Origin of the sequence: Enterobacter sp. FUJ80071 (genome assembly GCF_038739915.1) — a bacterium.
Taxonomy (GTDB): domain Bacteria; phylum Pseudomonadota; class Gammaproteobacteria; order Enterobacterales; family Enterobacteriaceae; genus Enterobacter; species Enterobacter kobei.
In genome coordinates, this window is sequence record NZ_JBBXKH010000001.1 from 3,675,467 (window position 1) to 3,696,206 (window position 20,740).

General features: G+C 58.1%; 21 protein-coding genes. 9 read left to right on the top strand and 12 right to left on the bottom strand.

Annotated elements, in window-relative coordinates; all coding sequences use genetic code 11:
* Positions 1 to 10: 10 nt before the first annotated feature.
* The 7 genes from recX to mltB form a co-directional block, all read right to left on the bottom strand.
* Positions 11 to 511: a recombination regulator RecX gene (gene recX, locus AAER43_RS17845; protein ID WP_014884977.1), complete on the bottom strand. Its 501-nt coding sequence runs from the start codon at positions 509 to 511 to the stop codon at positions 11 to 13.
* A 68-nt stretch (positions 512 to 579) separates the two neighbouring features.
* Complete coding sequence (gene recA, locus AAER43_RS17850) at positions 580 to 1,638, bottom strand: recombinase RecA (protein ID WP_050862082.1); 1,059 nt, start codon at positions 1,636 to 1,638, stop codon at positions 580 to 582.
* Positions 1,639 to 1,727: 89 nt separating this feature from the next.
* Complete coding sequence (gene pncC, locus AAER43_RS17855) at positions 1,728 to 2,225, bottom strand: nicotinamide-nucleotide amidase (protein WP_050862083.1); 498 nt, start codon at positions 2,223 to 2,225, stop codon at positions 1,728 to 1,730.
* Positions 2,226 to 2,354: 129 nt separating this feature from the next.
* Positions 2,355 to 3,233, bottom strand: coding sequence for a metal ABC transporter substrate-binding protein (locus AAER43_RS17860; RefSeq protein WP_032635721.1), 879 nt, complete (start codon positions 3,231 to 3,233; stop codon positions 2,355 to 2,357).
* A gap of 14 nt (positions 3,234 to 3,247) precedes the next feature.
* The gene (locus tag AAER43_RS17865; RefSeq protein WP_032635719.1) at positions 3,248 to 4,108 is read right to left on the bottom strand and encodes a metal ABC transporter permease; all 861 of its coding nucleotides are present in this window, start codon (positions 4,106 to 4,108) and stop codon (positions 3,248 to 3,250) included.
* Positions 4,105 to 4,758 (bottom strand): ATP-binding cassette domain-containing protein, encoded by a 654-nt coding sequence (locus tag AAER43_RS17870; protein WP_014884982.1) that lies wholly within the window; start codon positions 4,756 to 4,758, stop codon positions 4,105 to 4,107. The genes AAER43_RS17865 and AAER43_RS17870 overlap by 4 nt, the downstream gene beginning before the upstream one ends.
* Positions 4,759 to 5,023: 265 nt before the next feature.
* A complete protein-coding gene (gene mltB / locus AAER43_RS17875; RefSeq protein WP_023331153.1) occupies positions 5,024 to 6,124 on the bottom strand; it encodes a lytic murein transglycosylase B in 1,101 nt (366 codons plus the stop codon).
* A 252-nt stretch (positions 6,125 to 6,376) separates the two neighbouring features.
* Between mltB and srlA the strand changes: the two genes are divergently transcribed.
* From srlA to gutQ, 7 genes are all read left to right on the top strand, one after another.
* Positions 6,377 to 6,940 carry a PTS glucitol/sorbitol transporter subunit IIC gene (gene srlA / locus AAER43_RS17880; protein ID WP_023331154.1) on the top strand — a complete coding sequence of 188 codons (564 nt, stop codon included), beginning with the start codon at positions 6,377 to 6,379 and terminating at the stop codon, positions 6,938 to 6,940.
* Positions 6,937 to 7,896 carry a PTS glucitol/sorbitol transporter subunit IIB gene (locus AAER43_RS17885; RefSeq protein ID WP_014884986.1) on the top strand — a complete coding sequence of 320 codons (960 nt, stop codon included), beginning with the start codon at positions 6,937 to 6,939 and terminating at the stop codon, positions 7,894 to 7,896. Before srlA ends, AAER43_RS17885 begins: the two co-directional genes overlap by 4 nt.
* Before the next feature lie 12 nt (positions 7,897 to 7,908).
* On the top strand, positions 7,909 to 8,271 hold the full coding sequence (gene srlB / locus AAER43_RS17890; RefSeq protein ID WP_014884987.1) for a PTS glucitol/sorbitol transporter subunit IIA: 363 nt from the start codon (positions 7,909 to 7,911) through the stop codon (positions 8,269 to 8,271).
* 14 nt (positions 8,272 to 8,285) lie between these two features.
* The gene (srlD, locus tag AAER43_RS17895) at positions 8,286 to 9,065 is read left to right on the top strand and encodes a sorbitol-6-phosphate dehydrogenase (protein ID WP_014884988.1); all 780 of its coding nucleotides are present in this window, start codon (positions 8,286 to 8,288) and stop codon (positions 9,063 to 9,065) included.
* A 106-nt stretch (positions 9,066 to 9,171) separates the two neighbouring features.
* Positions 9,172 to 9,531: a transcriptional regulator GutM gene (gutM, locus tag AAER43_RS17900; RefSeq protein WP_014884989.1), complete on the top strand. Its 360-nt coding sequence runs from the start codon at positions 9,172 to 9,174 to the stop codon at positions 9,529 to 9,531.
* A gap of 63 nt (positions 9,532 to 9,594) precedes the next feature.
* Positions 9,595 to 10,368, top strand: a complete 774-nt coding sequence (locus AAER43_RS17905; RefSeq protein WP_014884990.1) for a DNA-binding transcriptional repressor — start codon at positions 9,595 to 9,597, stop codon at positions 10,366 to 10,368.
* Entirely contained in the window at positions 10,361 to 11,326 is a 966-nt protein-coding gene (gene gutQ, locus AAER43_RS17910; protein WP_014884991.1) for an arabinose-5-phosphate isomerase GutQ, read from the top strand. The genes AAER43_RS17905 and gutQ overlap by 8 nt, the downstream gene beginning before the upstream one ends.
* Here the strand turns inward: gutQ and norR are convergent.
* Positions 11,323 to 12,837 carry a nitric oxide reductase transcriptional regulator NorR gene (gene norR, locus AAER43_RS17915; RefSeq protein WP_045134081.1) on the bottom strand — a complete coding sequence of 505 codons (1,515 nt, stop codon included), beginning with the start codon at positions 12,835 to 12,837 and terminating at the stop codon, positions 11,323 to 11,325. The two genes, gutQ and norR, sit on opposite strands and share 4 nt — an antisense overlap.
* A gap of 186 nt (positions 12,838 to 13,023) precedes the next feature.
* Between norR and norV the strand changes: the two genes are divergently transcribed.
* Both norV and norW read left to right on the top strand, forming a co-directional pair.
* Positions 13,024 to 14,472, top strand: coding sequence for an anaerobic nitric oxide reductase flavorubredoxin (gene norV / locus AAER43_RS17920; RefSeq protein WP_050862084.1), 1,449 nt, complete (start codon positions 13,024 to 13,026; stop codon positions 14,470 to 14,472).
* Complete coding sequence (gene norW, locus AAER43_RS17925; RefSeq protein ID WP_050862085.1) at positions 14,469 to 15,602, top strand: NADH:flavorubredoxin reductase NorW; 1,134 nt, start codon at positions 14,469 to 14,471, stop codon at positions 15,600 to 15,602. The genes norV and norW overlap by 4 nt, the downstream gene beginning before the upstream one ends.
* 71 nt (positions 15,603 to 15,673) lie before the next feature.
* Here norW and AAER43_RS17930 read toward each other — a convergent pair whose 3' ends face one another.
* The 4 genes from AAER43_RS17930 to AAER43_RS17945 all read right to left on the bottom strand — a co-directional run bounded on the left by AAER43_RS17930 (position 15,674) and on the right by AAER43_RS17945 (position 20,620).
* Positions 15,674 to 16,696, bottom strand: a complete 1,023-nt coding sequence (locus AAER43_RS17930) for a HoxN/HupN/NixA family nickel/cobalt transporter (RefSeq protein ID WP_050862086.1) — start codon at positions 16,694 to 16,696, stop codon at positions 15,674 to 15,676.
* A gap of 1 nt (position 16,697) precedes the next feature.
* Positions 16,698 to 18,920: a carbamoyltransferase HypF gene (gene hypF, locus AAER43_RS17935; protein WP_050862087.1), complete on the bottom strand. Its 2,223-nt coding sequence runs from the start codon at positions 18,918 to 18,920 to the stop codon at positions 16,698 to 16,700.
* Positions 18,921 to 18,926: 6 nt separating this feature from the next.
* The gene (gene hydN, locus AAER43_RS17940; protein ID WP_008499565.1) at positions 18,927 to 19,472 is read right to left on the bottom strand and encodes an electron transport protein HydN; all 546 of its coding nucleotides are present in this window, start codon (positions 19,470 to 19,472) and stop codon (positions 18,927 to 18,929) included.
* 134 nt (positions 19,473 to 19,606) lie between these two features.
* Positions 19,607 to 20,620 carry a LacI family DNA-binding transcriptional regulator gene (locus tag AAER43_RS17945; RefSeq protein WP_023337691.1) on the bottom strand — a complete coding sequence of 338 codons (1,014 nt, stop codon included), beginning with the start codon at positions 20,618 to 20,620 and terminating at the stop codon, positions 19,607 to 19,609.
* Positions 20,621 to 20,740 lie beyond the last annotated feature (120 nt).

A 20,740-nucleotide genomic window follows, 5' to 3' on the forward strand; every position in this document is an offset into this window, starting at 1 on the left:
CCGCATGCGTTCAATCCACAAAATTGCGCCAGATATCCTGAATATCTTCCATCAGAAAGCCGCGGTAGAGCAAAAAGCGCTGGATTTTGACTTTATCTGAAAAATCACGCGGCAGCGGTTCGCCGTACTTTCGAATCGCCTGCTCTTTCGCCAGTTCACACCAGTCTGTGTCGCATTCACGCATCGCTTTTTCAATCGATTCCCGGGCTACCCCTTTCTGATTCAGTTCCTGACGGATGCGTGCAGGACCGTAGCCTTTACGTCCGCGGCTGGCGAGAAAGCGAGCGGCAAAGCGTTCGTCATCGAGGTAATGATGTTCATAGCACCAGGCAACCACGCGGTCATAATCTTCGGCAGTGGCATCAATCTCTTCCGGCCCGTTTTTGCTCATGACAGGCGCTGACAGTTTTCGTCTTAGCTCCTGTTCGCTGTGGTCACGCACGGCAAGTATACGTACGGCACGGTCCAGCAAGCGCGAGTAGGCGGGTCGGCGTGTGGTCGGTTCACTCATATAAAACCTGCAGATTCAGAAATGCAAAAAGGGCCGCATCAGCAGCCCTTCATCTTTACACGAGAGACTTAAAAGTCTTCGTTGGTTTCTTCAGCATCCGCAGCATCCACCACGAAATCAGGTTTAGAGTCCTGGTTGCTCAGCAGAAGCTCACGCACCTTCTTCTCAATCTCTTTCGCCGCAGCCGGGTTCTCTTTCAGCCAGGAAATCGCATTCGCTTTACCCTGACCAATTTTGTCACCGTTATAGCTATACCAGGCGCCCGCTTTTTCAATCAGCTTCTCTTTCACGCCCAGGTCAACCAGCTCACCGTAGAAGTTAATCCCTTCGCCGTAGAGGATCTGGAATTCAGCCTGTTTGAACGGTGCGGCGATTTTGTTCTTCACAACCTTCACGCGCGTTTCGCTACCAACGACGTTTTCACCCTCTTTCACCGCGCCGATACGGCGGATATCCAGACGAACAGAGGCGTAGAATTTCAGTGCGTTACCACCGGTTGTGGTTTCCGGGTTACCGAACATCACACCAATTTTCATACGGATCTGGTTGATGAAGATCAGCAGCGTGTTGGACTGCTTCAGGTTACCTGCCAGCTTACGCATCGCCTGGCTCATCATACGTGCCGCGAGGCCCATGTGAGAGTCGCCGATTTCACCTTCGATTTCCGCTTTTGGCGTCAGTGCAGCAACGGAGTCGACCACGATAACGTCAACAGCACCAGAGCGCGCCAGCGCGTCACAAATTTCCAGCGCCTGCTCACCGGTGTCCGGCTGAGAACACAGCAGGTTGTCGATGTCCACGCCCAGTTTACGCGCATAAACAGGATCCAGCGCGTGCTCGGCATCGATAAACGCACAGGTTTTACCTTCGCGCTGTGCCGCAGCAATCACCTGCAGCGTCAGGGTGGTTTTACCGGAGGACTCTGGCCCGTAGATCTCTACGATACGGCCCATTGGCAGACCGCCCGCGCCCAGCGCGATGTCCAGAGAAAGCGAACCGGTGGAGATCGTTTCAACATCCATGGTACGGTCTTCACCCAGGCGCATGATGGAGCCTTTACCGAATTGCTTTTCGATCTGGCCCAGTGCTGCCGCCAACGCTTTCTGTTTGTTTTCGTCGATAGCCATTATTACTCCTGTCATGCCGGGAGAAGCGACTGTGCTTCACCGTGGATTTCTGTTCTGTTGGTGCAATTATACTGTATAGTCATACAGTATCAAGTGTTTTGTAGAAATTGTTGCCAGAGCGTTTTTAACGCATATTCCGTTGCCTGACGACGCACGCTTTCACGGTCGCCGCTAAAGCGCTCCCGGCGAGTGATCCCTTCACCTTTTGAGGTCGCAAAACCAAACCAGACGGTGCCTACGGGCTTCACGTCACTGCCGCCGTCCGGGCCCGCGATGCCGCTGATTGAAATCGCGTAATCTGCCCGCGCCTCTTTTAGCGCGCCAATGGCCATCTCGATCACCACCGGCTCGCTGACCGCGCCGTGCTGTTCCAGCGTGGATTCACGCACGCCAATCATCTGTGCTTTAGCTTCGTTACTGTAGGTCACAAACCCGCGTTCAAACCAGGCGGAACTGCCGGCAATATCGGTAATCGCTTTCGCCACCCAGCCGCCAGTGCAGGATTCCGCGGTGGTAAGGGTCGCCCCGCGTTGCTTAAGCGCCAGTCCGACTATCTCGCTAAGCTGCATCAATTCATGGTCAGTCATTCTCGCTCCAGGCTTCAGAAAAACGTGCAGCACAAGATAGCACTTTCTCGTCAAATATGGGGATGCGCTTCGGGTTTTACGAGGGGGCTTCAGAAAAAAGCCGATGCGGGCGCACCGGCTATGGGGAGGTTATTTCATACTGTCAGCGAGGGTGTTCACGTTGTGGCGAAATGCCTTAACGTAGGTATCAGCAACCCCACCTTTTGCCGACAGGGCTTCCGGGTAAAGTTCGCCTCCCGGCTGCGCGCCTGTCGCCGTCGCAATTTGCTTCACCAGACGCGGATCGAGCTGGTTTTCCATAAACCAGGTTTTCACGCCATCGGCTTTGATCTGATTGATAATCTCAGCGACCTGCGCTGCGCTGGCCTCGCTCTCTGAAGAGAGCCCTTGCGGTGCCATGAAGGTGACGCCATACGCGCGGCTAAAATAGCCGAATGCGTCATGGCTGGTCAGCACGTTACGTTTTTCCTGTGGGATCTGGCTAAAGCGGGTTTTGGCCCAGCCGTCCAGTTGCGTCAGTTGCGCGATATACGGCTGGCCTGAAGCCTCCAGTGCCGCTTTATCCTCTGGATCTGCTTTCACCAGCCCGTTCAGAATATTTTGTGCATACAGCGCACCGTTCGCCGCGCTATTCCAGGCATGCGGGTCGGTCACGGTCTTTCCATCTTCCTCGAGCGTGTGCGTTTTTACCCCGGTTGAGGCCACAACCAGCTGCCCTTTGAAACCGGAGGCTTTCACCAGACGGTCGAGCCACCCTTCCAGCCCCAGGCCGTTGACCACCACCACGTCAGCCTTGCTCAGCGCCGCGCTGTCTTTAGGTGACGGTTCGAAGGTATGCGGATCGCCGTCCGGCCCGACCAGCGTCGTCACGTTCACATGGTCGCCGCCCACTTCCTGCGTAATATCTCCCAGTATCGAAAAGCTGGTCACCACATTCAGCGTTTTCGCCATCACGCCGTTCGACAGCATACCCAGCGCAAGCGCCATCACTAATCCTGTAAGTTTCATCGTTTCCCCTTGCCTTAAAAAAGCGCGCGCAGACTGCCAGCCAGCCTGCTTCGCGTGCCAAATAAAACAGAAATAAAGAACAACGCGCTGGCGGTCAGCACAATGGACGGTCCGGCGGGCAGACTGATTGCCCAGGACAAACTTAAGCCCAGCCACGCGCAGAAAATTCCGCTGATGCCGGCCATCAAAAGCAAACCTGGCAATGTGCGTACCCAGCAGCGTGCCGCCACCGCCGGGAGCATCATCAGCCCGACGGCCATCAGCGTGCCGAGCACCTGAAAACCGGCCACCAGGTTAAGCACCAGCAGCGCCAGAAACAGTCCGTGGAGCAGGCCGGGCAACCCGCGGGCATTGACCTGCAACCAGGCGGTATCAAAGGCTTCGGTCACCAGCCCACGATAGAAAATCGCCAGCGTTATCAGGGTGAACATGCAAACGCCCGTGACAAACAGCGCCGCATCGTTGTCCACCGCAAGAATGGAACCAAACAGCAGATGCAGCAGATCGACATTCGACCCGCGCAGCGACACCAGCGTGACGCCCAGTGCCAGTGAGCCAAGGTAAAATCCGGCAAAGCTGGCATCCTCTTTAAGCGGCGTGCGTCGGCTGACCAGGCCGGCCACCAGCGCCACGGTAATGCCGGCAATAAAACCACCGATACTCATCGCCAGAAGCGACATGCCGCTGAGCAAATACCCTACGGCGACACCGGGTAAAATGGCGTGAGAAAGGGCATCACCCATCAGGCTCATCCGGCGCAACTGGAGGAATACGCCGAGTGCGGTGGTACTGACAGAAAGGGCCAGGCAGACCACCAGCGCACGACGCATAAAGCCGTACTCAATAAACGGCAGGAAAAAGAGATGCCAAATCATGCCACCCTCACCCGCTCGGTTTTCCAGTGAGGAATGTCAGCATCCAGCATTAATGTCTGCGGGAAGTGGCGTGCCACACGCTCGCTGTCATGCAATACCGCAAGCAGAGTCTGGCCCTGCATATACATCTCCAGCATCAGATCCATCAGCACGTTGCAGGTCGCTTCGTCGACGCCGGTGAAAGGCTCATCGAGCATCACAAGCGGTGCCTGCTGCACTAAAACGCGGGCAAATAACATGCGCTGAAACTGGCCACCGGAGAGTTCATCAATGGTGGAAAGCGCCATCGACGCCAGCCCTACCCGCTCCAGCGCGCTGGCAATGCGTAACCGCGTTTCCCGACGAAACCCGGATAAGAGCGATATGCCCGGCCAGCAGCCCATACTCACCACGTCCTGAACGGTGAGCGGAAATTGCGCCTCGAGTGCGTGGCGCTGTGCCAGCCAGCCAATCACCGGGCGCTTACCCTGCCAGCGAAAGCTGCCGCCCACGGGAGGAATAAACCCGGCAAGCGTCTTCAGCAGCGTGGATTTTCCGCAGCCATTGGCGCCGACGATAGCCGTCATACTGCCGCGCTCAATCGTGCCTGAGAGGGGCCGCGTTACAGGCTGGCGGTCATAGCCCGAGACCAGTTCGTTCATCAGGATCATGGCAGCGCCACCGCCCAGCGCACGGCCAGCCCGATAAAAACAATAAGCACCAGCGCCAGTAAAAGCCGAACCGGAGCAGACAGAGAGAAAAGGGACGTTGACATCTCGACACCACGTTAAATGTTATAACATAACAATAATGAAAGGTGATTGAGATGTAAATGGCGGGTTTGAAAAGGGAGTGTGGCGAAATGTTTCTGTAAAACGTCCCTCTCCCGTGGGAGAGGGTCAGGGTGAGGGCATCAGGCCTACCCGTCAGAACAACTTACTGACTAAACGGTGACGCCGCCGGCACGCGGGCCTGCGAGACCGCCAGCCCCAGCTGCCACACGGCCATGGCATAATGAGTGCTGTGGTTATAGCGGGTGATGGTGTAGAAGTTCGGCATGCCGTACCAGTACTGATAACCGGTTCCCACGTCCAGACGCAGCAGGCTTACCTGGTCAACATTGCCCAGCGGCTGCGTTGGCGTTAAGCCTGCCGCCGTCAGCTGCGCGACGCTGTATTTGGTTTTAAAGCCGTTTTCCAGACCAAATGCCTCGCCGTTCGCCTGCACGGCTACCTGTCCACCTGGCGTCCAGCCGTGCGCTTTGAAGTAGTTTGCCACGCTGCCGATGGCATCCACCGGATCCCACAGGTTGATATGACCATCGCCATTGAAGTCGACGGCATATTGTTTATAGGAGGATGGCATAAACTGGCCGTAGCCCATCGCACCGGCAAACGAACCTTTCAGATCGAGCGGGTCGTCCTGCTCGTTGCGCGCCATCAGCAGGAAGGTTTCCAGCTCGGAAGAGAAATACTCCGCGCGGCGCGGGTAGTTAAAGGAGAGCGTCGCCAGCGCATCGAGGATGCGGGTTTTGCCCATTACGCGGCCCCAGCGGGTTTCCACGCCGATAATCCCGACGATGATCTCCGGCGGCACGCCGTATACCTGCCACGCACGATTAAGGGCATCTTCATACTGATTCCAGAACACCACGCCGTTTTGCACGTTGTCCGGGGTAATAAACTGTTTGCGATAGCGCAACCATGCGCCGTTTGGCCCGGTAGGGACCTGTGCCGTCGGTGCCTGTCTGTCCATCAGGCGCAGCACGTAGTCCAGACGCTTTGCCTGGGACAAAATTTCGTGCAGCTGCTGGCGGTCAAAGCCGTGTTTGCTCACCATTTTATCAATGAACTGCTCGGCCGCCGGGTTATTCGCGAAGTCGCCACCCATCTGCATCATATTGTGCTGCGGCTCCAGCAGGAACCCTCCGGAAGGGGCGCCAGCCGTTTGCTGAACAGCTTCGGTCTTAGGTTTGCTACTGCAGGCAGACAGCAGAATAAGCGCTGGCAACAGCGCTGCATAACGACGCTTGAACATGAGACATCCATTTAACGGGTTCGATAAGAACCCAGTATGGTAAAGCATCCGTAACACCTCAAGGAAGCGGTACGCACCTCCCCAACGCAAATCCGTGCTTTTTTCCACCGGAAATCATTCATCACATCAATTAACTTTCAAAATAATCCATTTTTCTTTCATTGTGAGATCTAACTAACACTTTAAAACCTTTCAAAGTGATTATTATTAGCCCCAGTAATACAAAACAAAAAAGCCCCACAGGAGAGAACAATGATAGAAACCATCACCCACGGCGCCGAGTGGTTCATCGGGCTGTTTCAGAAAGGCGGAGAAGTGTTCACCGGCATGGTGACCGGGATCCTGCCCCTGCTGATCAGCCTGCTGGTGATCATGAACGCGCTGATTAACTTTATCGGCCAGCATCGCATTGAACGCTTCGCTCAGCGCTGCGCCGGGAACCCGCTGTCCCGCTACCTGATTTTGCCGTTCATCGGCACCTTCGTGTTCTGCAACCCGATGACCTTAAGCCTCGGCCGCTTTATGCCAGAAAAGTACAAGCCGAGTTATTACGCCGCCGCCTCTTACAGCTGCCATTCGATGAACGGCCTGTTCCCGCACATCAACCCCGGAGAGCTGTTTGTTTACCTCGGTATCGCCAGCGGCCTTACCACCCTTGGTCTGCCGCTCGGCCCGCTGGCGGTCAGTTACCTGCTGGTTGGCCTGGTGACCAACTTCTTCCGCGGCTGGGTCACAGACCTCACCACCGCCATTTTCGAGAAAAAAATGGGTATCCAGCTTGAACAAAAAGTCCATCTTTCAGGAGCCACAGCATGAACCGGATCCGCATTGAGAAAGGCACGGGTGGCTGGGGCGGCCCGCTGGAGTTCGACGCCACCGAAGGCAAAAAGATCGTTTACATCACCGCAGGCACGCGCCCGGCGATCGTCGATAAGCTGCGTGAGCTGACCGGCTGGGAAGCCGTCGATGGCTTTAAAGAGGGTGAGCCGCCGGAAGCGGAAATCGGCGTGGCGGTGATCGACTGCGGCGGCACGCTGCGCTGCGGCATCTATCCGAAGCGGCGTATTCCGACGGTGAATATCCACTCCACCGGCAAATCCGGCCCGCTGGCACAGTACATCCTTGAAGACATCTATGTGTCGGGCGTGAAAGAGGACAACATCACTCTGGTGAATGGCAGTCCCGCGCCGCAAAAAGTGGCCCCGCGAGATTACGATACCAGCAAGAAAATCACCGAGCAGAGCGACGGCCTGCTGGCGAAGGTCGGGATGGGGATGGGCTCCGCCGTGGCGGTGCTGTTCCAGTCCGGGCGCGACACCATCGACACGGTACTGAAAACCATTCTGCCGTTTATGGCGTTCGTCTCGGCGCTGATCGGCATCATCATGGCGTCCGGCCTGGGCGACTGGATTGCCCACGGCCTCGCCCCGCTCGCCAGCCACCCGCTAGGGCTGGTGACGCTGGCACTGATCTGCTCCTTCCCGCTGCTGTCGCCGTTCCTCGGCCCGGGCGCGGTGATCGCTCAGGTCATCGGCGTACTGATTGGCGTGCAGATTGGCCTCGGCAATATTCCGCCACACCTCGCCCTGCCCGCCCTGTTTGCCATTAACGCCCAGGCCGCGTGCGACTTCATCCCCGTCGGACTGTCACTGGCCGAAGCGCGCCAGGACACCGTGCGCGTAGGCGTGCCGTCCGTACTGGTCAGCCGCTTCCTGACGGGCGCGCCGACGGTGCTGATTGCCTGGTTTGTCTCCGGCTTTATCTATCAATAAGAGGTTCCTGCGATGACCGTGATTTATCAGACCACCATTACCCGCATCGGCCAGAGCGCAGCGGATGCGCTCAGCGACCAGATGCTGATTACTTTCCGCGAAGGTGCCCCGGCGGATATCGAAGAGTTTTGCTTTATTCACTGCCACGGCGAGCTTAACGGCGAGCTGAAAGCAGGAAGCCAGCTGGAGCTGGGCGAGACGCGCTATGCGGTAACCGCCGTCGGCGATGTCGCCGAGCAAAACCTGCGCGAACTGGGCCATATCACCCTGCGTTTTGACGGACAGCCGCAGGCGGAGTATCCCGGTACGGTTCACGTAGCGGGCCCGGTTCCGCAGGCTGTCACCCCAGGCTGCACGTTAAAATTTGTTGCGTAATTAAGGAGAAACACATGAGTCAGGTTGCCGTTGTCATTGGTGGAGGACAAACCTTAGGTGAGTTCCTTTGCCGTGGGCTTGCCGCAGAAGGCTACCGCGTGGCGGTCGTGGATATTCAGAGTGAAAAAGCCGCCCGCGTGGCGGACACCATTAACACCGAATTTGGTGAAGGGATGGCGTACGGGTTTGGTGCCGACGCCACCAGCGAGCAAAGCGTAATGGCGCTCGCCCGCGGCGTGGACGAGATTTTTGGACGTACCGACCTGCTGGTCTACAGCGCGGGAATTGCGAAAGCGGCGTTTATCAGCGATTTCGAACTGGGGGATTTTGACCGCTCGCTGCAGGTCAATCTGGTGGGTTATTTCCTCTGCGCCCGCGAGTTTTCCCGCCTGATGATCCGCGACGGTATTCAGGGGCGCATTATTCAGATCAACTCGAAATCCGGGAAAGTGGGCAGCAAGCACAACTCCGGCTACAGCGCGGCGAAGTTTGGCGGCGTGGGGCTGACGCAGTCTCTGGCGCTGGATCTGGCTGAATACGGCATTACCGTTCACTCGCTGATGCTGGGCAACCTGCTGAAATCGCCAATGTTCCAGTCCCTGCTGCCGCAGTACGCCACCAAGCTCGGCATCAAGGCTGAGGACGTGGAGCAGTACTACATCGACAAAGTGCCGCTGAAGCGCGGGTGCGATTATCAGGACGTGCTGAACATGCTGCTGTTTTACGCCAGCCCGAAAGCGTCGTACTGCACCGGGCAGTCGATTAACGTCACCGGCGGGCAGGTGATGTTCTGATCGAGCGGTTTTGCCCGGTGGCGCTAACGCTTACCGGGCCTACAAAATCCTTCAAACCGTAGGCCGGGTAAGGCGCAGCCGCCACCCGGCAATTAAAGGAGTCAATATGGTCACCGCACTCATCACCGTCGCCGCCCTCGCCTGGATCTGCCAGATGGCGTTTGGCGGCTGGCAGATCCATCAGTTCAACCGCGCGTTTGATGCCCTGTGTCAGAAAGGTCGCGTGGGCGTCGGGCGTTCCGGCGGACGCTTTAAACCGCGCGTGGTGGTCGCCGTTGTGTTGGATGAACACGATCGCGTATGCGATTCCCTGATCATGCGTGGCATGACGGTGTTTGCTCGTCCGACTAAAATCCAGGCAATCAACGGCATTTCACTGCAGGAATTACGGCCTGATGTGATCTTTCCCCATGATTCAGGCTGTCAGAATGCACTATCATTAGCGCTTAATCTGAAACATGGATAATTTCGTTGTGAAAGCTATAGACTTGCGAAATTATCATTTCGCAACCTAAGGAACGAAGCGCCTATGAAACCACGTCAGCGGCAGGCGGCCATTCTCGAGTATCTGCAAAAGCAGGGGAAATGCTCGGTGGAGGATCTGGCCCACTACTTTGACACCACCGGCACGACAATACGCAAGGACCTGGTATTGCTCGAAAACTCTGGCGCCGTCATCCGAACTTACGGCGGGGTGATGCTGAATAAGGACGAAGCTGACCCGCCTATCGATCACAAAACGCTGATCAATACCCACCAGAAAGCGCTTATTGCCGAGGCCGCCGTTAAATTTATTCACGATGGTGATTCCATCATCCTCGACGCAGGCAGCACCGTCCTGCAAATGATCCCCCTGCTCAGCCGCTTTAACAACATCACGGTGATGACCAACAGCCTGCATATCGTCAACGCCCTGTCGGAATTTGACAGCGAGCAGACTATCCTGATGCCCGGCGGCACCTTTCGCAAAAAATCGGCGTCGTTTCACGGTCAGCTGGCCGAGAACGCTTTCGACCACTTCAGCTTCGATAAGCTGTTTATGGGCACCGACGGCATCGATCTGAACGCAGGCGTCACGACCTTCAATGAGGTATTCAGCGTCAGTAAAGCGATGTGCAACGCCGCACGGGAAGTGATTTTGATGGCAGACTCGTCGAAGTTTGGCCGCAAAAGTCCCAACATTGTCTGTAGCCTTGAAAGCGTTGATAAGCTGATTACCGACGCGGGGATTGATCCGGCGTTCAAAAAGGCGCTGGAAGAGAAAGGTATCGACGTGATCGTAACCGGAGAGAGAGATGAGTGATTTTCTGTTAGAAACGGGCCGCCAGACGCTGATGCTGGAGCTGCAGGAAGCCAGCCGCCTGCCAGAACGTCTGGGCGAGGATTTTGTCCGCGCCGCCAACACGATTATCCACTGCGAAGGCAAAGTGATCGTGGCGGGCATCGGTAAATCCGGCCATATCGGCAAAAAAATTGCCGCGACGCTGGCGAGCACCGGCACCCCGGCCTTCTTCGTGCATCCCGCCGAGGCGCTGCATGGCGATCTGGGGATGATTGAAAGCCGCGATGTGATGCTGTTTATCTCCTACTCCGGTTCGGCCAAAGAGCTGGATCTCATTATTCCGCGCCTGCAGGAGAAATCGGTCGCTCTGCTGGCGATGACCGGCAAATCCCGCTCGCCGCTGGCGCTGGCCGCTAAAGCGACGCTGGATATTTCCGTTGAGCGTGAAGCCTGCCCGATGCACCTTGCCCCGACCTCCAGCACCGTCAACACCCTCATGATGGGTGACGCGCTGGCGATGGCGGTGATGCAGGCGCGCGGATTTAACGAAGAAGATTTTGCCCGTTCGCATCCGGCGGGCGCGCTCGGCGCGCGGCTGCTCAATAAGGTTCATCATCTGATGCGCACTGACGATGCCATTCCCCAGGTCAAGCTCGATACCAGCGTGATGGACGCGATGCTGGAACTGAGCCGCACCGGGCTGGGGCTGGTCGCGGTGTGTGACGACAACGGTAGCGTCCAGGGCGTATTCACTGACGGCGACCTGCGGCGCTGGCTGGTGGGGGGTGGCAAACTGGAAACGAAAGTGTCTGACGCGATGACCAAAGGCGGGCTGACGCTGAATGCCGACAGCCGCGCCATTGAGGCCAAAGAGGTGCTGATGAAGCGCAAAATCACCGCCGCACCGGTGGTGGATGACGCCGGCAAGCTCTGCGGTGCCATCAACCTGCAGGATTTCTACCAGGCGGGGATTATTTAACCCTTCAGCCCAAGACGCTTCGCCAGCCGGTGCAGGTTGGCGACGTCCATCTCCAGCGCCCGCGCGCACGCCGCCCAGCTGCGGTTGTTCTGCTCCAGCGCGCGGGTAATCATCTGACGCTGGAACGCTTCCGTCGCCTCGCGCAGGTTTTCATTTGCATTCTCCGGCACACGCTGAGCCACCGCCTGCACGGCGTCATCGTGCAACGCAAAATGACGCGCGTGGATCACAACCTCATCACCCGCACGCGTCGCCCGCGCCAGCACTACCGCACGGTGAATCGCATGCTCCAGCTCGCGCACGTTGCCCGGCCAGCCGTAGCTCAACAGATGCGCCCTCGCCCCCGGACTGAGTACCACGCGGGAAAGCCCCATTCTGAGACGGCATTGCTCGCAGAAATATCCCGCCAGCAGAACCACATCTTCTCCGCGCTCGCGCAGCGGCGGCACGGTAAGCGGGAACACGCTCAGACGGTGGAAAAGATCCGCGCGGAAATGCCCGGCCAGCACCGCTTCTCGCAGGTCGCGGTTGGTCGCCGCCAGCACGCGCACGTCCACCCGTAAGCTGCGGTCATCCCCCACGCGCTGGATGTCACCGTACTGCAATACGCGCAACAGTTTGGCCTGGAGCGAAAGCGAAAGCTCTCCAATCTCATCGAGAAACAGCGTCCCGTTATCGGCCATCTCAAACTTACCGCTGCGGTTGCTGATGGCCCCGGTAAATGCCCCTTTGACGTGACCAAACAGCTCGCTTTCCGCCACGCTCTCCGGCAATGCGGCACAGTTAAGGTATACGAGCGGGTTGGCCGCGCGTGGTGAGGCTTCATGAATTGACTTCGCCACCAGCTCTTTACCGGTGCCGGTTTCACCGAAGATCAGCACGTTCAGGTCGGACGCGGCGACAATCTCAATCTCTTTTTTAAGCTGCGCTATGCCCGGCGACAGACCGATCATCTCCGTGTGCGCCACCGGCTCAAACGCCGACGGGCTGCCGGGAAGAATATTCTGACTTTCCAGCTGTTCTATCAGCAACGCGTTATTGAGCGCCCCGGAGGCCAGCGCGGCAATCAGCCTTAACTCTTCATCACTGAAGGTGTCGAACTGGTCCGGCGACATGCCGTCGAGGGTTAATGCGCCAATCAGGTGTTGTCCGGCAAACAGCGGCAGACCGATACAGGCGTGCACCTTCAGGCTCTCCTGCCCCGGGATCAGACCGTCGTAGGGATCCGGCAAGTCGCTGTCCGCCGGGAAACGTACCACGTCACCCGCACGGGCAATGGTTTCCAGCCGCGGATGCCCTTCAAGAGTAAACCGCCGCCCGAGAACATCTTTCGCGAGCCCGTCGATAGCCAGCGGAATAAACTGTCTCCCCTCGTAGCGCAACAGCGCCGAGGCATCGCACGCCAGCACGTGACGCAGCGTGGAGATAAGCCGCTGAAAACGGTCCTGATGACCGATACCGGTTTGCAGTTCAATGGCGATCTTCGCCAGCACATCTACGGAAAAACTCATGGCTGCCTCGCTGTCATTTTGACAATAAATAGTGTCATATTGACCGTTATCAGGATAGTCATAATGACTACTCATCACGAGGTATAGAAAAAATAACCCATCAAAATCAATAAAATAAAAGTTGGCACGCTATGTGATATAGGCAAATCATCTTATTCAAACACGCTGTATTACGTTGAGGTTGCTATGTCTATTCTGGTTAAAAATAACATTCATTGGGTGGGTCAACGTGACTGGGAGGTGCGTGATTTCCACGGGACGGAATACAAAACGCTGCGCGGCAGCAGCTACAACAGCTATCTTATCCGTGAAGGCAAAAACGTACTGATCGATACCGTAGATCATAAATTCAGCCGCGAGTTCGTGCAGAACCTGCGCAGCGAAATCGATCTCGACGCAATCGACTACATCATCATCAACCACGCGGAAGAGGATCACGCCGGTGCGTTGACCGAGCTGATGTCTTACATTCCGAATACACCGATCTACTGCACCACCAACGCCATCGACTCGATCAACGGTCATCACCACCATCCGGAGTGGAATTTCCACACCGTGAAAACCGGCGACTCGCTGGATATCGGCAACGGCAAACAGCTGATCTTCGTTGAAACCCCGATGCTGCACTGGCCGGACAGCATGATGACCTACATGACCGGCGACGCGGTATTGTTCAGCAACGACGCCTTTGGCCAGCACTACTGTGACGAACGCCTGTTCAATGATGAAGTGGATCAGACCGAACTGTTTGAGCAGTGCCAGCGCTACTACGCCAACATTCTGACCCCGTTCAGCCGTCTGGTGACGCCAAAAATCACCGAGATCCTCGGCTTTAACCTGCCGGTGGACATGATTGCCACCTCCCACGGCGTGGTGTGGCGTGAAAACCCCACCCAGATCGTTGAGCTGTACCTGAAATGGGCGGCGGATTATCAGGAAGACCGCATCACGATTTTCTACGACACCATGTCCAATAACACCCGCATGATGGCGGACGCCATTGCCCAGGGCATCAACGAAGTGGATCCGAACGTGGCGGTGAAAATCTTCAACGTGGCGCGCAGCGATAAAAACGAGATCCTCACCAATGTCTTCCGCTCAAAAGGCGTGCTGGTGGGCACCTCCACGATGAACAACGTGATGATGCCGAAAATTGCTGGCCTGGTGGAAGAGATGACCGGCCTGCGTTTTCGCAACAAACGCGCCAGCGCGTTTGGCTCTCACGGCTGGAGCGGCGGCGCGGTAGATCGCCTCTCTACCCGTCTGCAGGATGCAGGTTTTGAGATGTCCCTGAGTCTGAAAGCGAAATGGCGCCCGGATATCGACGCGCTGGAAATTTGCCGTCAGCATGGCCGCGACATTGCCCGTCAGTGGGCGCTCGCACCGCTTCCTGAGGCGTCTGCAAAACCTACCGAACAGCAGGAAGCCTGTGCCTGTGCAGCTGCCGCTGCTGCACACCTCGGCCCACGCATGCAGTGCAGCGTTTGCCAGTGGATATATGACCCGGAACGGGGCGAACCCCTTCAGGACGTTGCCCCGGGCACGCCGTGGTGCGACGTGCCGGATACCTTCCTCTGCCCGGAATGTTCCCTCGGTAAAGGCGTTTTTGACGAACTGGGTATGGAGGCAAAATGAATCACGGAATCGTCATCATCGGTTCGGGCTTCGCCGCCCGCCAGCTGGTGAAAAATATCCGCAAACAGGACGCTAACGTGCCGGTGACGGTGATCGCCGCCGACAGCATGGATGAGTACAACAAGCCTGATTTAAGCCATGTCATCAGCCAGAATCAGCGCGCCGAAGACCTCACCCGCCAGACGGCGGGGGAGTTCGCGGAACAGTTTAACCTGCGCCTGTTTCCCTACACCTGGGTTACCGATATCGACGCCGCCGCGCACGTCGTGAAGGCGAAAGACAAAATCTGGCAGTACGACAAGCTGGTGCTGGCCACAGGGGCCTCTGCCTTTGTGCCGCCCTTTGAAGGGCGAGAGCTGATGATCACCCTAAACAGCCAACAGGAGTATCAGGCAAGCGAAACGGGGCTTCGCGATGCGCAACGCGTGATGATCGTCGGCGGTGGGCTGATTGGTACCGAGCTGGCGATGGATTTCTGCCGCGCGGGTAAAACCGTTACCCTGGTTGACCACGCGGCGAGCATTCTGTCGGCGCTGATGCCCGCAGAAGTAAGCAGCCGCTTACAGCATCGACTGACCGACATGGGCGTCCATCTGCTGCTCAAATCGCAGTTACAGAGTCTGAGCAAAACCGCAGGCGGCATTCGTGGGGCACTCGACCGCAACCGCAGCGTTGAGGTGGATGCGGTGGTTGCCGCGACGGGTCTGCGCCCGGAAACCGCGCTGGCACATCGCGCAGGCGCCGAAACAGACCGCGGCGTAAAGGTCGACAGCTACCTGCAAACCTCACAGCCGGACATTTATGCCCTGGGCGACTGCGCGGAAATTAACGGCCGGGTGCTGCCGTTCCTGCAACCGATCCAGTTGAGCGCCATGATCCTGGCGAAAAACCTGATCGGCGTCAGCGCGCCGCTAAAGCTTCCGCCGATGCTGGTGAAGGTGAAAACGCCGGACCTGCCGCTGCACCTTGCGGGAGAAACGCAGCGACAGGATCTGTACTGGCAAATCGCCATTGAATCACAGGGGATGGTGGCGCGCGGCATCGACGCAGATGACCAACTGCGCGCCTTTGTGGTGAGCGAAGAGAGAATGAAGGAGGCGTTCGCGCTGCTGAAATCGCTACCTGCTTAACCGTCGTATTGCCGGGTGGCGCTGCGCTTACCCGGCCTACAAAACAACAAAAAGAGAGTTGAGGCAAAAATTCAGGAGCGCACCACCAGCGCATCGTAGCCACGCCAGCGGTAGTTGGCCATGGAGATCAGCCAGCAGGCGACAAACAGCCCGACCACCACAAATCCGGCGTTGCCGAGGTTATCGTTCACCGCGCCCACCGCATCCCAGACGCCGCCGCTAAGGGCAAATTTATCCATCAGCAGACCCAGCGCTTCCAGCCCACCAATGAACAGCGCCACCACCACGGAGGTACCGGTAATGGTCATGTTGTAGTAGAGCTTGCGCTGCGGTTTGTTAAACGCCCAGCCGTAGGCACCGACCATCAGCAAATTGTCGAGGGTATCCACCAGCGCCATACCGCTGGCGAAGAGCGCCGGGAAGATCATGATTGACCACACCGACATCCCTCTGGAGGCGCTGGCGGCAGAAATCCCCAGCACGCCAATTTCAGTGGCGGTATCAAACCCGAGACCAAACAGGAAGCCCACCAGGTACATCTGCCAGCTTTTATTGACGAGGCGGAAGGTTTTGCCAAACAGCCAGCTCATCACCCCACCCTGGGCGGGAAGCTCCACGTCGCTGCGGGCCGCATGCCCCTTTTTCAGCGCCTGGAAACTGCACCATACGCCGCGCAAAATCACCATATTCACCAGCGCCATCGCCAGCAGGAAGGTGGCGGAAACGGCGGTGCCAATCAGGCTCCCGGTCTCGTGGAACCATGCCATATTTTTCTGAAACGCCGTGGCGGTGGCGGCGATAGCGATGGAAGCCAGCACCACGATGGTGGAGTGCCCCAGCGAGAACCACGCCCCCACGCCGGACGGGCGTTTGCCCTGCTGCATCATCTTACGCGTCACGGTATCAATGGCAGCAATGTGGTCGGCATCCACCGCATGACGCAGCCCGTAACACCAGGCCAGCAGGCTTGCCGCCATCAGCGCCGTACTGCCGCTGAAGGTGTGCCATGCCCAGCCCCAGGCCAGCAGGTTTGCCATTACCAGTGCCAGCAGCAGAAGCGCGGCGCGAGGTTCATTGCGTAACAGTCGTAACATTTTAAATCCTTTGTGAACATGACCGGGCAGCGGCGACCACCGCCTGCCCGAAGGAGATCGCTCCGTCACCTGCAGGCAGGCGCGAAGGAAAAAGAAGCGTAAAGTCAGAAAGATAATGCCGCAGGCGCGCGCGCAGCAGGCGGTTATGTAACACACCGCCACTGAGGCAGATTGTTGAAAGCGATAAGCGTCGGGCATGGGATGCGGCATGCTCCGACAGCCCTCTGGCCAGCGCATCGTGAAACGCCCACGCGCGCTCGCAGGGCTCCGCCTGCCAGGCAAGCCACTGTTGCCAGAAAAGTGCAAGGTCGTCCACCGACAGCGTAACCGGGTGTTTCACACCGTTGCACCGTGCCGCCAGCGCCTCCAGCCTGCAGGCCGCTTCGCCTTCGTAGCGCTGCGTATCGATGCCCAGCGCACAGGCAACCGCATCAAACAGGCGTCCACAGGACGAGGCCCGCGGCGCGTTGATGCCACGCTGGATCGCCGTCGCCAGTAGCGGCCAGTTCTGGCCCTGCACTGCCCGCGTTTCCGGGAACTGCTGCCAGTCAGGCACAAAGGCCAGGCAGTGGGCGAGCAAATTGCGCCACGGCTGTTTCGCTGCCAGATCGCCCCCCGGCAGCGCAACGGCAGGCAGGCCACCCAAATGTTCGCAGTCGACATAGTTCACCCGCAGGCACTCTCCGCCCCACAGCGCGCCGTTCTCGCCCATGCCGATCCCGTCCAGCGTCAGGGCGATAACGTCCCCACCGCCGAGCGGCCAGCCATTTTCAGCCAGACACGCCGCCGCATGGGCATGATGATGCAGCACGCTTTCAACGGGCAGCGCCTGCTCCAGCGCCCACTGACGGGCGTGATACGCCGGATGGGCATCGCACACGACACGCGCGGGCTTAAAGGTATAAACCTGTTGCATCATTGCCAGCGCCGAACGCCACTGTGCGTCGACCCCCTCGTCACTGAGATCGCCATAATGCGGGCTCAACACAGCCTGACTTCCGCGCACCAGGCAGAAGGTATTTTTCATCTCTGCCCCGGTAGACAATATGGCAGGGATATCGTCAAACCCGGCGGGTAACGTGATGGCATCCGGCACAAAACCGCGCGCGCGACGCAGCATCGCGCCATCCCGATCCACCACCGAATCATCCATCCGTTGCAGAATATCGCGGTTGTGCAGCAGGAAGCCGTCAGCCATGTCGCGGAGCGCATCCAGCGCTTCCTGATTCGTCATCGCAGGCGGGCGACCGCTGAGGTTGCCGGAGGTCATCACCAGCGGACGCTGGCTGTCCATCATCAGTAAATGCTGAATCGGATTCGCAGGCAGCATCACGCCGACACAATCTAGCCCCGGCGCAATGGCCTCAGGCAGCGCGGGAAGCGAGGCTTTGGGCGTCAACACAATGGGCGCAGCAGGAGAGCGTAGCAGGGTCTGCATCGCCTCCGGCAGGTCATCCGCATCGGGGATCATCACCGCCAGCGGCTTCGTCGGGCGCTGTTTGCGTGCCCGTAGCGTCGCCACCGCCTGCGGGTTAAGCGCGTCGCAGGCAAGGTGAAAGCCTCCCAGCCCCTTGATGGCGACAATACCGCCGCTTTTTAGCTTCTCCACTGCGGCGCGTAATGCCGGTTCGCGCGTGGCAACGCTGTCCCCGGCTCGCCACATCAGCGCTGGCCCGCAGTCCGGGCAGGCCACCGGCTGAGCGTGAAAACGCCGATCGGCCGGGTTGCGATACTCGGCTTCACACGGTGCGCACAGCGGGAAGTCGGCCATTGACGTGGCCAGGCGATCGTAGGGCATGGCGCGGATGATGGTGAAGCGCGGGCCGCAATGGGTACAGTTGATAAACGGGTAACGATAACGGCGCTCGCGGGGATCGCGCATCTCCGCCAGGCACGCCGGACAGGTGGCGGCATCCGGCACGATTTGCGTGTCCATCGCTCCGCTCTCGCTCTCGCTCTGGCGGATGGTAAAATCCGTCGGCAGAGCGGACCAGCTAAAGGGCTGCGTGTCTACGTCGTCAATCCGCGCCAGCGGTGGGCAGTCCTGGCGCAGCCTCGCGGTAAAGTCCCCCCCATTACCCGCGAGACGCACCAGGACACCCTCTCCGTCGTTACAGACGTCGCCCGTCAGCATCATCTGGTGCGCCAGCTGCCAGACAAAGGGACGAAACCCCACGCCCTGCACTTTGCCACGCACCCGAAGCTGTACGCCGTTAACGCGCATTGCGACTTAAAACAGCAGCGATGACGAGGTGTCAAACGCTGCGCGACGGCGTTTTTCTGCGCTCATCTGCTCGAGCTTGTCGCGATCCACGCAGACCAGCGCGTGTGTCGGGCAGGCTTCCATACAGGCCGGGCCAGCTTCGCGGTGGTAGCAAAGGTCGCATTTGTTGGCCTCGGCTTTCTCCGCCCGCACGCTCAGGCCCATACCGCTGTTGCGTACTACCGGACGGACAACCACTTCCATCGCGCCATACGGGCAGGCGACCACGCAGGTTTTACAGCCAATGCAGCGCTCCTGCATCACATGCACAAAGCCCTTCTCGCGTTTAATCGCCCCGTTCGGGCAGACGTTCGCGCACGGTGCGTCTTCGCACTGGCGACAAATAGCGGCGGTGGAAATATTCACGCCTTTAATGACGTGGATGCGTGGCAAAAACGTGTCGGGGGTAAGTGATGCGCAATCCTGCTCCGCCTGATGGGAAACCACGCACGCCACTTCACAGGTACGGCAACCAATGCACTTACTGGCATCGGCCATAATAAAACGGTTCATCTGCTTCTCCAGCATTACAGTTATGCGCGGAGCTATTCATAAACCGTGCCAATTATTAAACAATTGATTTTAAACGACTTTAAAAATCACAGTCGCGCTGTCATCGTCACTTATGACGATGACAGCTGTCGACATCAGCAGTGGGGGCCGTCAGTCACGGAGTCGCGCAGGATAAGCTCGCCGGAGAACGTTTGCTGATATTTGAATTCACCGCCGTCGAGCATGAAAATCAGACGACTGATGGTTTCCTGGATCATCTCCGTGACCGGAATACGCACGCTGGAGAGCGAAGGCACAATGTACGGCGCTATCGCCACGTCGTCGAAGCCGATGACTGACACCGCGTCCGGCGTGGCAACGCCGCTCTCGTGCAGCTGTTTAATGGCGCCAATCGCCATGTCGTCATTGCTCGCCACCAGCGCCGTAAAGCGTTCGCCGCGTGCGAGCAGTTCGGATACCGCCGCCGCGCCGCTGGCCGGGTTCCACTTCCCTTCGGCGATAAGCTCGTCGCGCAGGGCAATACCGTGCTGCGTCAGCGCATCTTTGTAACCGGACAGTCGCTCAACGCCGGTCGGGGAATCCAGCGAACCGGTGATAAACGCAATCTCCCGGTGCCCTTTTGCAATCAGCTGCGACACCGCGTCCTGACAGGAAGCTTTATGATCGGACCAGACGCTGTGGCTGCTGTTTTTCCGCAGGCGGCGGTTGAGCACCATAATCGGCTGCTCACACTTCTCGACGATCGCATCCAGTTCATCCACGTTCAAAAAGCGCGGGTAGATGATCACCGCGTCGCAGCGCATATCGAGCAGATACTGGATCGCCTCGCGCTCTTCATCGGCGCTGTGCTTGCCGTCCGCGAGGATCAACTGCCGCCCTTTCTCTTCCGTCATTCGTGCGGCATGAAACAGCAGTTCGCTAAAGTAGACGCCGTGATAAAGGGTGTTCGTCACCACCAGCCCCAGGGTCTGGGTACGTTTGGTCGCCAGGTTTCGCGCCAGTAAATTCGGGCGATAACCGCTCTCTTCAATGGCCTGAAAAACCCGGTCTTTGGTCTCCTGGCTGACATAGCCATTTCCCGACAGCACGCGGGATACCGTCGCTTTCGAAACGCCTGCCCGCTTCGCCACTTCAAGCATCGTGGTCATGTTGTTATTCCATCTGAATCTGATGAAGCGCAGTGTACTGCACTGCAGAAAAATTGTCGCAGCGGCGAAATCACGCTTTCGCTACCGACCAGTGATCATCATCACGAATTGAAAAAATGA

Coding starts and splice junctions, on each gene's coding strand:
- recX (WP_014884977.1), bottom strand. CDS start 511: ATGAGTGAACCGACCACACGCCGACCCGCCTACTCGCGCTTGCTGGAC.
- recA (WP_050862082.1), bottom strand. CDS start 1,638: ATGGCTATCGACGAAAACAAACAGAAAGCGTTGGCGGCAGCACTGGGC.
- pncC (WP_050862083.1), bottom strand. CDS start 2,225: ATGACTGACCATGAATTGATGCAGCTTAGCGAGATAGTCGGACTGGCG.
- AAER43_RS17860 (WP_032635721.1), bottom strand. CDS start 3,233: ATGAAACTTACAGGATTAGTGATGGCGCTTGCGCTGGGTATGCTGTCG.
- AAER43_RS17865 (WP_032635719.1), bottom strand. CDS start 4,108: ATGATTTGGCATCTCTTTTTCCTGCCGTTTATTGAGTACGGCTTTATG.
- AAER43_RS17870 (WP_014884982.1), bottom strand. CDS start 4,758: ATGATCCTGATGAACGAACTGGTCTCGGGCTATGACCGCCAGCCTGTA.
- mltB (WP_023331153.1), bottom strand. CDS start 6,124: ATGTTCAAGCGTCGTTATGCAGCGCTGTTGCCAGCGCTTATTCTGCTG.
- srlA (WP_023331154.1), top strand. CDS start 6,377: ATGATAGAAACCATCACCCACGGCGCCGAGTGGTTCATCGGGCTGTTT.
- AAER43_RS17885 (WP_014884986.1), top strand. CDS start 6,937: ATGAACCGGATCCGCATTGAGAAAGGCACGGGTGGCTGGGGCGGCCCG.
- srlB (WP_014884987.1), top strand. CDS start 7,909: ATGACCGTGATTTATCAGACCACCATTACCCGCATCGGCCAGAGCGCA.
- srlD (WP_014884988.1), top strand. CDS start 8,286: ATGAGTCAGGTTGCCGTTGTCATTGGTGGAGGACAAACCTTAGGTGAG.
- gutM (WP_014884989.1), top strand. CDS start 9,172: ATGGTCACCGCACTCATCACCGTCGCCGCCCTCGCCTGGATCTGCCAG.
- AAER43_RS17905 (WP_014884990.1), top strand. CDS start 9,595: ATGAAACCACGTCAGCGGCAGGCGGCCATTCTCGAGTATCTGCAAAAG.
- gutQ (WP_014884991.1), top strand. CDS start 10,361: ATGAGTGATTTTCTGTTAGAAACGGGCCGCCAGACGCTGATGCTGGAG.
- norR (WP_045134081.1), bottom strand. CDS start 12,837: ATGAGTTTTTCCGTAGATGTGCTGGCGAAGATCGCCATTGAACTGCAA.
- norV (WP_050862084.1), top strand. CDS start 13,024: ATGTCTATTCTGGTTAAAAATAACATTCATTGGGTGGGTCAACGTGAC.
- norW (WP_050862085.1), top strand. CDS start 14,469: ATGAATCACGGAATCGTCATCATCGGTTCGGGCTTCGCCGCCCGCCAG.
- AAER43_RS17930 (WP_050862086.1), bottom strand. CDS start 16,696: ATGTTACGACTGTTACGCAATGAACCTCGCGCCGCGCTTCTGCTGCTG.
- hypF (WP_050862087.1), bottom strand. CDS start 18,920: ATGCGCGTTAACGGCGTACAGCTTCGGGTGCGTGGCAAAGTGCAGGGC.
- hydN (WP_008499565.1), bottom strand. CDS start 19,472: ATGAACCGTTTTATTATGGCCGATGCCAGTAAGTGCATTGGTTGCCGT.
- AAER43_RS17945 (WP_023337691.1), bottom strand. CDS start 20,620: ATGACCACGATGCTTGAAGTGGCGAAGCGGGCAGGCGTTTCGAAAGCG.